This is a genomic window from Kitasatospora sp. NPDC001132 (assembly GCF_053598415.1).
The window spans coordinates 96,656-110,029 of the sequence record NZ_JBSFKF010000024.1 but is presented as its reverse complement, the minus strand read 5'-3'; the positions used below and the strand labels follow the sequence as shown (position 1 = coordinate 110,029).

Genomic DNA, 13,374 nt, shown 5'->3' with positions numbered 1-13,374 from the left:
CTTGATGTCATGTCCGAGACCGAGACCCCACGGCACTCCCGGCGTGACCTCCTCCGAGTCGGCGCGGCGGGCGGTGCGGCCCTCGCGACCGGCGGCCTCCTGTTGCCCGGTACCGCCCTCGCCGACCCCCGCCCGACCGCCCTCGCCGCCCCGACCGTCCCCGCACCCCGCGGCGAGCGGATCGCCGGGTCCGCCCTGCGGCCCTTCGGCCGACACCTCGCCTTCGGGGCCGACCCCTCCCAGCAGGTCGTCGTCTCCTGGCAGGTGCCGGACGCGGTGACCGCCCCCTTCGTCCGGCTCGGCGTCCAGCCGGGCGACTACGGCGCCCCGATCGCCGCCGAGGTCCGCACCCTGGTCAGCAAGCTCTCCTGGCAGCACCCGGTCGAGGATCAGCCCCTGGTCAAGCCCACCACCGTCACCCAGTTCTACCTGCACGCGCGGCTGGACCAGCTGATCCCGGACACCACCTACTACTACGTCGTGGGCCACCAGGGCCACGACCCGGCCGGCCAGGGCGCCCGGCTCGGCGACATGGCGAGCTTCCGCACCGCGCCCGCTCCCGGCCGCGGCGCCGGGTTCACCTTCACCGCCTTCGGCGACCAGGGCATCGGGTATAATGCGGCCGCCACCGGCAACCTGATCGCCGGCCTCGACCCCGCCTTCCACCTCCACATGGGCGACCTCTCGTACGCCAACGCCGGTGGCAGCGGCAAGACCGGCGACGCGTACGACGCCCGGCTGTGGGACTCCTTCTTCGTGCAGAACGACCCCGTCGCCTCCCGGACCCCGTGGATGCCGGCGATCGGCAACCACGAGATGGAGCCGTGGTACGGGGCCGACGGCTACGGGGGCATGCGCGCTCGGTTCACGACTCCCGACAACGCCTGGAGCCAGTCCACGGGCATCTACTCCTGGCGGTACCAGAACGTCGGCCTGATCAGCCTCGACGGCAACGACGTCTGCTACAACACCCCGGCCAACCTCGACTACACCAAGGGCAAGCAGAAGAAGTGGCTGGAGAGCCGGCTCACCGCGCTCCGCGCCGACACCGGCATCGACTTCATCGTCGTCTACCTGCACCAGTGCACCTACTCCACCTGCCACGACAACGGAGCCGAACTCGGCGCGCAGCAGGACTGGGCCCCCTTGTTCGACAAGTACCAGGTGGACCTGGTGCTCAGCGGCCACAACCACGTCTACGAGCGGACCGACCCCATCCGGGCCGGCAAGGCCACCCGCAAGGTCGCCTCTGGCGACACCGTCGACCCGGTGAAGGACGGCACCACCTACGTGGTCGCGGGCGGCGGTGGCGGCGGGCTCTACTCCTTCCCGGCGGCCGACACCTACCTCGGGCACGAGACCGCCAACGACAAGTCCGTCCCGATGGTGGTCTCCGACCGCAGCGGCCACAACCAGACCGTCAAGGTCACCTGGTCCAGGGTCCGCTACACCGGCTACTGCCTGGTCGCGGTCGACGTGACCCCCGCCGTCGCGGGCAGGCCCGCCCGGATGGACGTGCGCTCCCTCATGGAGGACGGCACGGCGGTGGACCGGGTCACCGTGCAGCGGAGCTGACCGCAGACCCGGACCGGTTGAGTACTCCTACTCAGGCGGCCGGCGGTGCCACCCGGCGAGCATGGAGACATCACCTCGCCGAAGTCCACGAAGGAACCGCCATGCTCAGCCGGATCGCCGGCACCCTGGTGCCCGTCCTCGGCCGTCTGTCCGTCACCTCCGAGGTGCCGGGCCCGATCGCCCCGGGCAGCATCGTCGCCGCCAACCACAGCTCGCTCGCCGACCCGGGCGTCGTGCTGGCCGCCCTGCGCCGGCTGGGCACCGAACCGGTCGTGATGGCGACCGCCGGGCTGTGGCGGGTGCCGGTGCTCGGCGCGGTGCTGCGGGCCGGCGGGCACATCCCCGTCCACCGCGGGACGGCCCGGGCGGCCACCGCCCTCGACCCGGCCGCCGAGGCGCTCGCGGCCGGCCGGGTCGTGCTGATCTACGGTGAGGGCGGCCTGCCGCGGCGCCGGGACTCCGGCGACACGGCACCGGGCGCCTTCCGCACCGGCCTGGCCCGGCTCGCGGCGGCCGGCGGCGCCCCGGTCGTGCCGCTTGGTCAGTGCGGCGCCCGCCGCCTCAGCTCCGGCGGCACCGCCAAACAGCTCGCCGGATTCGCCACCGCCCCCCTGCGCCGCCCCGCCCTGCACGTCCACCTCGGCACCCCGGTCCACCTGCCCGCCGACATCCCCGACGCCACGGCCGCCGCCCACCGCGCCGTCACCGCCGCCTGGCACACCGCCCAGCAGCGGTGCGGCCGGCGCTGATCCCGGCTCCGGGGCGCCAACTACGCTGGCGGGCATGGACTGGCTCGATCGGGTGGCGCGGCTGAGGCGCTGGACGAACAACGGTGTGCGGGCGCCGCACAAGCCACTGCTGCTGCTCTACTCGCCCCGCCGACCGCCGCCGCGACATTCGCCCCCCCGGCCCCCGGTGAGCGCCGATCGAGTGCGGGCCCTGGCGCGTCTCTATGGCTGCGCGGACGAGGCCCTGATCGAGGCGCTGACCCGCATGACCGGCGGGCGCACGCGGGGCTGGTGGGAGGAGTACCGCGAGATCCTTCCGGCTGGAGCTCTTGACCTGGCGGAAGTCGAGCATCATGCGCGATCGATGCGGATCGCCTCGGTGGTTCACATCCCTGGTCTCCTCCAGACTCCTGAGCATGCTCGCGCGCTCTTCCGGGATGTAGTTCCACCCCTGTCGCCGCCCGAGGTGGAACACCTTGTTTCTCATCGCATCAAGCGACAAGCGGTGCTTTATGGCGAGCAGCCGATGCCGCTGTCGGCGATAGTTCATGAGACCGCCTTGCGCATGGGCTTCGGTGGTCCGGAGGTCGCCCGTGATCAGCTGGATTATCTGCTGACCATGAGCGAGCATCCTCACATCGACCTGCGGTTGATCCCGTTCGGTACCGGCAGCTACCCCAGCTCCGGCGCCGGAATCGTGTACGTCCATGCCGAGGTCGCACGGTTGGACACTGTCCAGGTCGATGGGGATCGATTCGAGTTCATTGACGCCGAGCCGCAGCTGATCAAGTATCGAGCCGTGTTGGATCGGCTGGAGGCGACCGCACTCAAGCCCGAGGCGTCCCGCGACGTCATCCGCTGTATCGCCCGAAGCATGTGAGACGGGGAGACCGTGATCGTTCAGGCCTGGCAGAAGTCCTCATTCAGTGGCGACACCGCCAACTGTGTCTACGTCGCAGCGGCACCCGACGGCCGCGTCCGGATCCGCGAGAGCGATGAGCCCGATGTCATCATCACCACATCGCCTGACGGGCTCCACGCCTTCCTGGGCGGCGTCAAGGCAGGAGAGTTCGACCATCTGACGGCCTAGGTGGCGTCCTGTGCCTTATCGGTGGAAGACGCGGCCCAGGTGGTAGTGCAGTGCGCCGACGGCCTCCTCCGCCGTGCGCTGGTCGAGCAGGACGCTGAGGCCGAGGCCGGCGGAGACGGCCAGCAGCACCACGGCCTCCTGGCGGGGGTTCAGGCCGGGGACGGCGTCCCCGGCCTGTCGGGCGGCGGTGAGCTGGGCGGCCAGGAAGGCCTCCATCTCGTTCGGCGCGGCCAGGAACGGCTGCCCGCCGAGCGCCGGATCGGTGACGGAGAGCACCGCGTACTCGGTGTAGATCAGGTGGAACGCCCTGCTCTCCTCGTCGGTCGGCACCGCCTCCAGCAGCACCGCCTCGATGATGCCGCGCGGGTCGCCGTCCGCCCCGCTCTCGCGTGCGCGGCGCTGGACGCGCTCGCCCATGCGGGTCGCCAGGCGGGTCATGGCGGCGAGCAGCAGCTGTTCCTTGGTGGCGAAGTAGTACTGGACCAGCCGCACCGAGACGCCGGCCTCGACCGCCACCGACCGCATGGTGACGGCGTGCAGTCCGCTGCTCGCCGCTGAGCGGAGCAGGGCGTCGATGATGTGCGCCCGCCGTTCCTCGTGATCCACCAGCTTCGGCATCGGGTTCCTTCCGGATGTTTTTGTGGTACAACCATACCATCAATAAGGGAGGGCGATCATGACCAGGACCACCGTCGGACACTTCGTCAGCGAGTCGGCCCGGGCGAAGTTCCTTGCGGCCTACGACCGGGCGATGGAACTCTGGCCGAGTCCGCGCCAGGAGCTGGACGTCGAGACCGCTTACGGCAGCGTCCACGTCCACCGCTACGGCGCGGCGACCGGCGACCCGATCGTGCTGCTGCACGGCCACGCCGGGCACCCGTCCAACTGGTACCCGCAGATCGCCGCCCTCGGCGAGGACCACCCCGTCTACGCGATCGACACCCTGGACGACCCCGGCCGCAGCGTCCAGCGCGCCGTCGCGGCCGGACCGCCGGAGAACGCGGCCTGGTTGGGGGAGGTGCTGGCCGGCCTCGGGCTGCAGCGGGTGCACCTGGTCGGGGCCTCGTACGGTGGCTGGCTGGCGCTCAACCAGGCCGTCCACGCCCCCGAGCGGCTGGCCTCCGTCGTGCCGCTCGACCCGGGCGGGATCGAGAAGGTACCCGCGCGCTTCTACGTCCACCTCGTCGCCGGGCTGCTCGGCCTGCTCGCCCCGCGCCCGCTGCGTCCGGCGGTCGGCCGGCTGCTGGCGAACCCCGCGCTGAGCGCGCCGCGTGAGATGACGGCGCCGCTGATGCTCGCGCTGCGGAGCTACAAGCCGAGCGGCCGCCCGCCGGTCCGGACGTTCACGGACGAGGAGTTGGCGTCGATCCGGCTGCCGGTACTCGTCCTGCTGGGCAGGCGCAGTGCGCTGCTGCGGCCGCGCCGGGTGGTGGAGCGGGTCACCCGGCTGATTCCCGGTGTGCGGGCGGAGATCCTGGAGCGGGCCGGCCACGGGCTCAACCTGGAGCAGCCCGAGACGGTGAACGAGCGGCTGCTGGGCTTCATCGGCGGGGTCGGGGGGGAGCGGCGGGCCACGTAGCCGGGCGGCGCGCCAGGACCCTGAAGGGCCCGCACTCGGTGAGGGCCCTTCAGGGTCGCCTGGCGGTGCTTGTCAGCTGTACAGGTAGGAGTCGTTGTTCGTCGCGCCGTTGAGCGATCCCGCGTATCCCGCCACGAAGTACTGGTAGCCCCCGGTGATCAGCCCGACGGACACCGTGTGGCCGGTGTTGTTGACGATCGACGCGGCGTTCCCGTACATGTTCTGGCCGTAGCCGGAGCCGTTCGCGTAGCGGGCGAAGGTGTAGTTCCCCAGGTAGAGGGACTGGTTCGGCGAGAAGTTGTCAAACGAACCCCAGCCGGCGCCAGGCGAGTTGTAGTACAGGCAGACGCTGCCGTTGGGGCACGCCTCCGCCCCGCCCGGGCCCGCCGCGTGGGCGCTCCCGGTGGCCATGGCCACCGTGCCGGCCGTCAACGCCGCCACCGCCGCGATCTTGGCCGCGCGTTGTCCGAACGTGATGCGCATTCCGTACTCCCGTCCCAGTCGACAGTGCAGGAAGGCCGGGCAGGCCGGGTCCCTTGCGGACCATCGCCCCCGAGGCCTGGAACAGGCTGGCACGCCCGTCCCGTCCGCGCCACGGTTTCGTGCCGTTCCGGTTGTGGACAGATGCGGAGGCGCCGGTCCCGGTCCCGGTCCTGCGGGCGCTCAGGCCGCCGAGGGCAGCGCGGTGGCCGCCCTCGCCTCGCCGTGGCGCCGCAGGACCAGGCGGGCGACGGCCGGGTGGGCTGCCAGCGGGGTGCTGGTCCGGCTCGCCGTGGTGGTGGCGGCGCGGCGGGCGGCGGGGGCTGGGCCGTTGGTATGACGGTCAGGACGGCCCGGCGCGCGGGTGGTTCTCCGGGCGGTTAGCGTCGGCCGCAACACGTCCTCGGACCCCGGAGGCTGCAGTGCAACGGTGGATCATCATGACGGTACTCACCTCGGCTCTCACCGGCGTCACCGGCCTCACCGGCGCCGCCGTGCCCGCCTGGGCCGACGACGACCCGGTCGCCACCACCGTCACCCTCGGTGAGGCCAGGATCGACCCCAAGGCCGCCGGCCGGGTCCGGGTGGGGATCGGGTACGTCTGTGCGAACGCGGAGGAAGCCCGCTCGCTCACCGTCTCGGTGGAACAGAAGGACCCGGAGGACACCACCGTCACCGCCTTCGGCTCCAGCCGGACGGCGGAAGCGGACATCGTCTGCGACGGGACGCCGCAGACCCGGGAGGTCATCGTCCAGTCCAAGACCTACAACTGGCTCCCGGACGTCGACGCCATCCTGACCGCCACCGTCTCCGACCTCGGCGCCACCCCGCCCGCCGCCGCCGACGCCAAGCGGGTCACGCTGGTCACCGCTGAGTGATGCGGTCCCGCGTCCGGGCCGTCGCCCTGGCGCTGCTGCTCGCGGCCGGTGCCGTCCTGACCGGCTGCGTCAGCGCGCTGGTGGGGCCGGCGCCGGAGGAGACCAGCAGCCCCGCCGTCGTGTCGCCGTCCGTGGCGAACTCTCCGGCCGCCTCGCCCAGCCCGTCTATTGCCGCCGGGACGGTGGCGGCGCGCGACTTCTCCTTCGAACCGGCCGACTTCACCGCCGGCCCCGGCGCGGTGGTCACCGTGACCAACACCGGCACCACCGCCCACACCCTCACCGCCCAGGACGGCACCTTCGGCACCGGCCCCATCGCCCCGGGCGCCACCGCCACGGTGACGGCGCCCAGCCAGCCGGGCGCGTACGCGTACCTGTGCTCCTTCCACCACTTCATGCGCGGCATTCTGACCGTGTCCTGAGGGGCGATTGCCCTACGCTCGTGCCCTGCACCTGGGGAGGGCGCGAAGGATGGGCGACAGCACGTCGAACACGATGAGTGGCACGGTGCACGGGCTGGCCGTGCAGGCCGAGACCGTCAATTTCCTAGGGGGCCTGCCCCAGGCGGTGCCGGACACCGCCGACGACTGGGTGAAGCTCGTCGCGGGCTCGCGTGTCTGGAAGCATGTCCGGGAAGGCTGGGGTGTCGAGCCCTATCAGCGTGTCGCGCTGGAGGCCGTCGGCGAGTTGGCTCGGTTGCGGGACGAGACGGGGCTCGCCGAGGACCCGTGGCAGGACCCCGGGATCGCGGAGCGCTTCGCGCAGCGGATCGACTGGCTGCTGGGTCGCTTGGACCTTTACCCGGCCGAGGCCGCGCTGCTGGCAGTGCTGCCGTTCCTCTACCGCGTCCGTTCACTGCGCCTGGCGGCGGCACGGGTCTCCGTCGGCCCGACCGATCTTGCTCCTGCATCCGAGCCCGACGCAGACCGCGCGGCGTACGAGCAGTTCATCGAGTCCCACGACCTACTGGTGGGCCGCACCCGGACGCGCCCCGCCTCCGCGGCGCCCCTCGGCTGGTGGCTCTTCCACCGCTGGCTCGACCAGCACGAGGACCTCGTCGACCCCGAGGGTGTGCAGGAGATCCTCGGTCGACTCCCGGCTCTTGCTGACCTCGGCGAGACCTTCGCACTCAAGCGGGTCTGCGCCCTGCTGCACGGCCTGCGCCGGGGACCCGACGTCGGCAACCGTGACTACCTGGCAAGCCTCAGCGTGGATGACCACCTGAGGGCCCCGGGCGAGCAGCAGGTCCGGGAGCAACGGTTGGCCCTGCTGCTGGCGTTGGCATACGGGACCGCCATCGAGATGACTGCTCTGCCCGAGATCGTGGCCGAACACCTCGGTATCCCGGACGAGGTCGACCTCACCGCCCTGCGCCGGACCTTGGACGAGGCTGCGTGGGGTGGCTCGTACGACCTGCCGGTACTGCGTGCCGAGTGCCGCCACGAGGCGGTGGTCGAGGGCCTGCACGAGTACACGGCCCGGGCCGACGAACTCCTCCACGCCGTCCGCCGCGTCCTCACCGATCACCCGCTCCCGACCCGCCTCACCTCGGACGAAGCCGTCCCCGCCACTGGTGCGTTCGCCGGCTGGGCGCGGTTCCGCATGGACGAACGCCGGGTGCGCAGTCTGCTGATGGGCGTAGAGCTGTATCGAGACCGGGACTTGGCCGTTCGCGAGCTTTACCAGAATGCCCTCGACGCCTGCCGGTACCGCCGCGCCCGGACGGAGTACCTGGACCGCACGAATCCCATTGCCACCTTCACGTATGAAGGGCGCATCGAGTTCCGCCAAGGCGTGGACGAGGACGGCCGCGCCTACCTGGAGTGCCAGGACAACGGCGTCGGCATGGGCGAGGAGGAGTTACGAGGAGTCTTCTCCAACGCCGGTGCCCGTTTCGCGGAGCAGTTGGACTACAAGCTCGAACGGGCAGAGTGGCGAAAGGTCGTCCCGCCCGTCGAGCTGTATCCCAACAGCCGCTTCGGCATCGGCGTGCTGAGTTACTTCATGCTCGCCGACGAGATCAAGGTATCGACCTGCCGCATGGACACCTCGGGCCGGTTGGGCCCGCAGCTGGATGTTTCCATCTACGGCCCGAGCCACCTCTTCCGCATTGCCGAGCGGTCGGAACAGGGCCACGCGCCGGGCACCACCGTACGGCTGTACCTGCGGGACGACATCGAGATGGCAGAGTCCTGGTCGTGCGTGGAAGTCCTCGAACGCCTTCTGGCCGTGGCGGAGTTCTCCACGTCGGCGGTGCACGGCAGCCGGGAGGCGGCCTGGGAGTCCGGAGTTCTGAAGGCACGGGAGATGCCTCGGGACGAACCCTTCGGCTTCAGCGCCTGGGGCCGGATGACGCCCTGGAATGATGCTCCGGAGGGCACGCAGGTGACGTGGTGTGAGTACGGTGGCGCCTTGTTGGTTGACGGCCTGCTGGCTGAGCCGGACGTCGTTCGCGGAGTCATCTCGGCGGGCGGGTTGTCAGGGGTCGTAGTGAACCTCAGCGGAGAGTTCTCGCCAGCGAAGCTGTCCGTGGATCGCCGCCGCGTCATCAGCGACCTGTCAGAGTCGGTCCGGGGGCTGTTGGAGGCGGCAGTAGCCGATTTCGTGAGCGGCGACTCGGCTGTGCTGAGTATGGAGTGGATCCATCGGGTGACGGAGGGAAACTATCACCTCGCCGATCTGGTGGGCACCGAAGTCATTCGGCAGGGCCGCCAATTCGAATACCACGGTATTGAGTACGAGACCCGCCGTACGGGCTGCTTCCTGGCTGATGACGGAATTATCAAGTGGCTTGAGGACCGGGATGATTTCAACCCCAGGCACGTGGTGGGAAGCCCGCCCGACCACGTCCTGCTGTGGCGGCTGATGGCGCATGGGATGGAGCGATTGATTCCGGAGCTAGCCGAATTCTTTCCTAGGTCTTCCGTGTCTCGAAGGGTGCGCCCCGCCATGCCCTCCGACATTGCCGTGTTTGCGCCGGATGGGCCGCGAGGGGGGTGGTCCCTGATGCATCCGGACGACAGCTGGATCTCAGCGCTTTCGCGAAAGCTTGGTGTGTCGGCTGAGAGCGCTCGCGCCAGGGCAAATGAGCTCGGCGTGCGCCCGAGGCGTAGCGTTCGCCTTCGGCAGGAGCACGATCGATCGCCAGCGACTGTCAACGACCTCCTGGTCATTGCCGATCTGAACGGCATTTCCGCATCGGAAGCAGCAGATGCATGGGTTCGTCTGGGCCGGGATGCCACTCACGAGGTCGTGGATCTGGCGATTGCCGTCGATACCAACCCGCTATTCCTCTGGGAGCGGTCGGGGGAGGGAACCTTCTGGAGTGGTCCGCAGCCAGGAGGTGCGATTGCGCCGGGGCATCTGGCCAAAGCCAGTCGGGTCTTCGGGATGCCAATCGACCGGGTCTGTGCAGCGATCGCGGACCACGGCCTGGAGGCAGACCCAACGGGCCTGCCATCGCCCGTCTCGGACGAGACTCTGGCATTGCTGAGTTGGGGACTCAATGGTTCCAGCCCATGGCTGAGCCGATCGGAGGAGGTGCCGGCACGTCATCTATTGTGTGCACTCCGAGACCTGGGGGTTTCTGTGGAGTGGGCCGCGGAGACGCTCGGAGCCATGGGATTTCGCATGCAGCGTTTTCCGGAGGACGCATGTGTCGCGGATCTGGAGTTGCTGCTGGTGGACGGGGAGCCGCTGCGGGATGCGGCGGATCTGACCTTCGAACAGCTTTTTGGCATGATGGGTTCACGGGAATCCTCGCTACGTGAAGTGATCGAACGGTTCAAGGTCTACGGCGTGGAGATCGCGATTGTTCTGCCGGAGAAGCTCGCCCGGTTGGACGAGGAGCTGTTCTTGCTCGATGGTGCGATGGACTGGGAGTACCTGCGAGTGGCGGATCCAGTCCCGTTTGCCCGGTTGATCATGGCGGCTCGCACACTCCAGCGCCAGCCTGAAGATCTTGCCCGCCACCTCCGGACTCGCGGAATCGTCTCGTCCAGTGGCGAGTTGCCGGCCGGACTCACCGTGGACCAAGCGGTTGTCCTCCTCAATCGAGGTAGGTCTCGATCGATCGGACTGCTGTTGGTCGAGCATCTCGACCTGGCCGAGCTCTTGAGGCTGTCGCTGAAGACAGGGCACTCGATGGTGCAGATCACCCAGTGGTACCGCGAGTGGGGCATCGCCGTCCCCGAACCCGCCCAGCTGATCCGCGACGCCCTCGCCCGGGTCCCCATGGCCGACCCCTCCTGAGCACCGAATCCACCCGTGAACAGGGCTGCTGCAACGCGCCTCCTTGTTCTACAGTTCTGTAGAACTACAACGGGGCGACGATCGGGGACGAGCATGGACAGGCCGCTTCGGCTGCCGCAGCAGGATCGGGCGGACTTCGAGACGGAGCTCGGGCGGGCGTTGGCCGCGCCGCAGGTGCGGGCCGCGCTGCGGGAGTCGGGGGAGGACGCCCGGGGTGTGGAGCGGCTGCGGCGGGCGGCGCGGGAGAACGCGGAGTTCGTGCTGGCCGCGGCGGCGCCGGAGTACGAGCGGTACGCGGCGTTGCGGGCGGACGCTGACGCGGTGGCGCGGGTGCCGGTGGAGGTGCCGGCGCGGGAGCGGGCGTCGGGGTGGTGGGGGGTGTTGGGGGTGGTCGTGCCGATCATCGCGGGGACGGCGGCGGTGATCTTCCTGCTGCTGGGCTCGGTGCTGGGGCTGGTCGAGGACCTGGGGGTGCTGGCGCAGGCGCTGGTGGAGGCCGGGTGGGTGTCGGCCGGGGTGGCCGCGGTGAGTCTGCTGGTCGGCGGCCTGGGGCTGCTGGGGGCGGCCCGGTCGAGGGGGGCCGGGGCCGGGGCCGTGGAGGCGTCGGACGGGCCGGGGGAGTTGCCGCTGGCGCGGGAGGCCTGGCGGTCGGCGTTGGCCGAGCGCGGGCTGGTGCCGTACCTGGTGGCGCAGGCGGGTGCGGCGCCGGGTCAGCGGCGCTGATCGAGTCTCGCCGAGCGGGCGGCGTCGACCAGGAGTTGGGCGGCGTCCGGGGGGATGGCCAGGCGGCGGGCGATCCAGGGGGCCGGGCGGCCGGCCCGGGCGAGCATCCAGGCGGAGTACAGGTGGCCGAGCTGGGGCGCGTTCTCGGCGAGCAGCAGTGGGCGGACGGCCTCCATCGGGAAGCCCTCGAGAGCGCGGGCGCTGTACTCGCGGCCGTTGGGGCCGGGCGGGGGCAGCGGGAGCGGGCGGCGGAGGTCGAGCCAGCGGCTGAGCAGCACCGCGCCGACCACCAGCAGGCCGGTGCCGGAGGCGCCGATCAGGATGCCGCCGATGACGGGGCGGTCCTCCTCCTCGGCCATGCCGAGGGCGATCTCCTCCAGGACGAGCAGGCTGAGCGCGGTGAGCAGCACCGCGGCTTCGGCGGGGCGCGGGTGGGTCCGGGACGTCGTCATGCGGAACCTCTTCCTCGGCAGGGTGGCCGGGGGTTTCGGGCGGGCGCGGCGATTCACCTTCCGTACAACGGCGGTGGGCGGCCCGGGGCACGCGTCAAGGCTCAGGCGGTGAAATCGCGGATCGGAATTGACGATTCGTCAAGAAGCCGATGTGGGAGGCCTGTTGGCCGGTCGGCCGGTTCTCGGAGGCTGGTGCCGCACCTCCTTCCGGTCGGGCGCGCCTGGGCGGCGCGTTCGTCGACGGGGCGAGGGGCCCGACTGCGGGTGGGCTTCGGGTCAGCATAGCCCGGGCATGCCAACTTCGACAGGATTGTCGAAGTTGCGGAGCCGGCGCTCGCGGCGGCGTGTCCGGGGGTGCCTGACCGGCTACTTTGAGTACGGAGCTCCGTTTCCACGACCGGGAGTCCACAGTGGTAGGGGAGGTCGGGACCGATGGGACTCACCAGCCACAAGCTGCTGGCTCTGACGGCGCTGCTCGCGGTGTTCACCGTGCTCGGCACGCTGTGGGTCTGGCCCCGGCTGGCCGTGCGGAGCTGGCCCGCGATGTTCCTGCGGCTCGGCACCATCGTCGTCACCCAACTGGTCCTGCTGGTGACGCTGGGGCTCGCCGTCAACGACTACTTCGTCTTCTACGACAGCTGGTCCGACCTGCTGGGACGCGAACACGGCGCGGGCGTGGTCCAGCAGGCGGGTGGAGGCTCCGGAGCCGGTGCCAGCCCCGGAGCCGGAGCCGGAGCCGGAGCCGGGGTCGGTGCGGCTGGAGTGCAGGTGCTCGGCTCCGCGGAGATCACCGGCGTGGGGACGGTCAGTCGCGATCCGGCTCAGATCGGGCGGATCGACCGGGTGCGGCTGCCGGGTGCGACCACCGGGCTGAGCACCGAGGGCTACGTCTACCTGCCGCCGCAGTACTTCCAACCCGGCGGCGCGGAACGGCACTTCCCGGCCGCGCTGGTGCTGACCGGCTTCCCGGGCGACGCCACCAACCTGGTGACCAGGCTCCGCTACCCGGCCGTCGAACTCGGCCTGCTGCGCAAGGGGGCGATGGAGCCGACCGTCCTGGTGCTGATGCGGCCCTCGCCGACCATGCCCCGGGACAGCGAGTGCGAGGACATCCCGAACGGGCCGCAGGCGCAGAGCTACTTCACCACCGACGTGCCCGCCGACCTGCGGGCCTCCTACCGGGTGCTGGACGGCACCGACAGTCTGGGGATCGTCGGCGACTCGACCGGCGGCTACTGCGCGGTCAAACTGGGCATGGAGCACCCGCAGACCTTCTCGGCGGCGGTCTCGCTCTCCGGCTACTTCAAGGCGGCGGAGGACGCCACGACGGGCGACCTCTTCGCCGGCAGTCCGCAGCGCCGCGCCGAGGCCGACCTCGGCTGGCGCCTGGCCCACCTGCCGATGCCGCCCCTCGCGGTGCTGCTCGCGGACAGCAAGGCGGACGGCAGCACCTACGCCGACGCCAGCGCCTTCGCGGCGGCGGCCCGCGCGCCGCTCGTGGTCGCCCAGGAGACGGTCGACACCGGCGGCCACAACTTCACCACCTGGGGGCGGCTGCTCCCGCCCGCCCTCACCTGGCTGAGCGCCCATCTGCGTGGCCCCGCGTAGCGCCCCGTCC

The 13,374-nt window shown here is 70.8% G+C and carries 14 protein-coding genes; 10 read left to right on the top strand and 4 right to left on the bottom strand.

What is annotated here, in order from left to right:
- Window positions 1–9 precede the first annotated feature (9 nt).
- The 4 genes from ACWDBE_RS27595 (at window position 10) to ACWDBE_RS27580 (ending at window position 3,393) form a co-directional block, all read left to right on the top strand.
- Window positions 10–1,575 (top strand): purple acid phosphatase family protein, encoded by a 1,566-nt coding sequence (locus ACWDBE_RS27595; RefSeq protein WP_449809396.1) that lies wholly within the window; start codon window positions 10–12, stop codon window positions 1,573–1,575.
- Window positions 1,576–1,676: 101 nt separating this feature from the next.
- Window positions 1,677–2,324 (top strand): lysophospholipid acyltransferase family protein, encoded by a 648-nt coding sequence (locus ACWDBE_RS27590; protein ID WP_449809395.1) that lies wholly within the window; start codon window positions 1,677–1,679, stop codon window positions 2,322–2,324.
- Window positions 2,325–2,358: 34 nt separating this feature from the next.
- Entirely contained in the window at window positions 2,359–3,183 is an 825-nt protein-coding gene (locus ACWDBE_RS27585) for a DUF5753 domain-containing protein (protein WP_449809394.1), read from the top strand.
- A gap of 12 nt (window positions 3,184–3,195) precedes the next feature.
- Entirely contained in the window at window positions 3,196–3,393 is a 198-nt protein-coding gene (locus ACWDBE_RS27580) for a DUF397 domain-containing protein (RefSeq protein WP_449809393.1), read from the top strand.
- A gap of 15 nt (window positions 3,394–3,408) precedes the next feature.
- Here ACWDBE_RS27580 and ACWDBE_RS27575 read toward each other — a convergent pair whose 3' ends face one another.
- Window positions 3,409–4,011: a TetR/AcrR family transcriptional regulator gene (locus ACWDBE_RS27575; RefSeq protein ID WP_449809392.1), complete on the bottom strand. Its 603-nt coding sequence runs from the start codon at window positions 4,009–4,011 to the stop codon at window positions 3,409–3,411.
- 58 nt (window positions 4,012–4,069) lie between these two features.
- Here ACWDBE_RS27575 and ACWDBE_RS27570 point away from each other — a divergent pair, with 58 nt between their 5' ends.
- Complete coding sequence (locus ACWDBE_RS27570) at window positions 4,070–4,972, top strand: alpha/beta fold hydrolase (protein ID WP_449809391.1); 903 nt, start codon at window positions 4,070–4,072, stop codon at window positions 4,970–4,972.
- Window positions 4,973–5,044: 72 nt separating this feature from the next.
- Here the strand turns inward: ACWDBE_RS27570 and ACWDBE_RS27565 are convergent, their stop codons facing one another.
- The gene (locus ACWDBE_RS27565; RefSeq protein WP_449809390.1) at window positions 5,045–5,455 is read right to left on the bottom strand and encodes a peptidase inhibitor family I36 protein; all 411 of its coding nucleotides are present in this window, start codon (window positions 5,453–5,455) and stop codon (window positions 5,045–5,047) included.
- A gap of 180 nt (window positions 5,456–5,635) precedes the next feature.
- On the bottom strand, window positions 5,636–5,848 hold the full coding sequence (locus ACWDBE_RS27560; RefSeq protein WP_449809389.1) for a hypothetical protein: 213 nt from the start codon (window positions 5,846–5,848) through the stop codon (window positions 5,636–5,638).
- A gap of 44 nt (window positions 5,849–5,892) precedes the next feature.
- Between ACWDBE_RS27560 and ACWDBE_RS27555 the strand changes: the two genes are divergently transcribed.
- The 4 genes from ACWDBE_RS27555 (at window position 5,893) to ACWDBE_RS27540 (ending at window position 11,304) form a co-directional block, all read left to right on the top strand.
- Window positions 5,893–6,330 carry a hypothetical protein gene (locus ACWDBE_RS27555; RefSeq protein ID WP_449793359.1) on the top strand — a complete coding sequence of 146 codons (438 nt, stop codon included), beginning with the start codon at window positions 5,893–5,895 and terminating at the stop codon, window positions 6,328–6,330.
- Window positions 6,330–6,752, top strand: coding sequence for a cupredoxin domain-containing protein (locus ACWDBE_RS27550; RefSeq protein ID WP_449793360.1), 423 nt, complete (start codon window positions 6,330–6,332; stop codon window positions 6,750–6,752). Before ACWDBE_RS27555 ends, ACWDBE_RS27550 begins: the two co-directional genes overlap by 1 nt.
- Window positions 6,753–6,801: 49 nt before the next feature.
- Complete coding sequence (locus tag ACWDBE_RS27545) at window positions 6,802–10,581, top strand: HD domain-containing protein (RefSeq protein ID WP_449809388.1); 3,780 nt, start codon at window positions 6,802–6,804, stop codon at window positions 10,579–10,581.
- 93 nt (window positions 10,582–10,674) lie between these two features.
- Window positions 10,675–11,304, top strand: a complete 630-nt coding sequence (locus ACWDBE_RS27540; protein ID WP_449809387.1) for a hypothetical protein — start codon at window positions 10,675–10,677, stop codon at window positions 11,302–11,304.
- On the opposite strand, the gene ACWDBE_RS27535 is transcribed toward ACWDBE_RS27540, so the two are convergent.
- Window positions 11,292–11,756: a hypothetical protein gene (locus ACWDBE_RS27535; RefSeq protein WP_402412806.1), complete on the bottom strand. Its 465-nt coding sequence runs from the start codon at window positions 11,754–11,756 to the stop codon at window positions 11,292–11,294. The two genes, ACWDBE_RS27540 and ACWDBE_RS27535, sit on opposite strands and share 13 nt — an antisense overlap.
- Before the next feature lie 432 nt (window positions 11,757–12,188).
- On the opposite strand from ACWDBE_RS27535, the gene ACWDBE_RS27530 reads away from it, so the two are divergent.
- The gene (locus tag ACWDBE_RS27530) at window positions 12,189–13,364 is read left to right on the top strand and encodes an alpha/beta hydrolase (protein ID WP_449809386.1); all 1,176 of its coding nucleotides are present in this window, start codon (window positions 12,189–12,191) and stop codon (window positions 13,362–13,364) included.
- Window positions 13,365–13,374 lie beyond the last annotated feature (10 nt).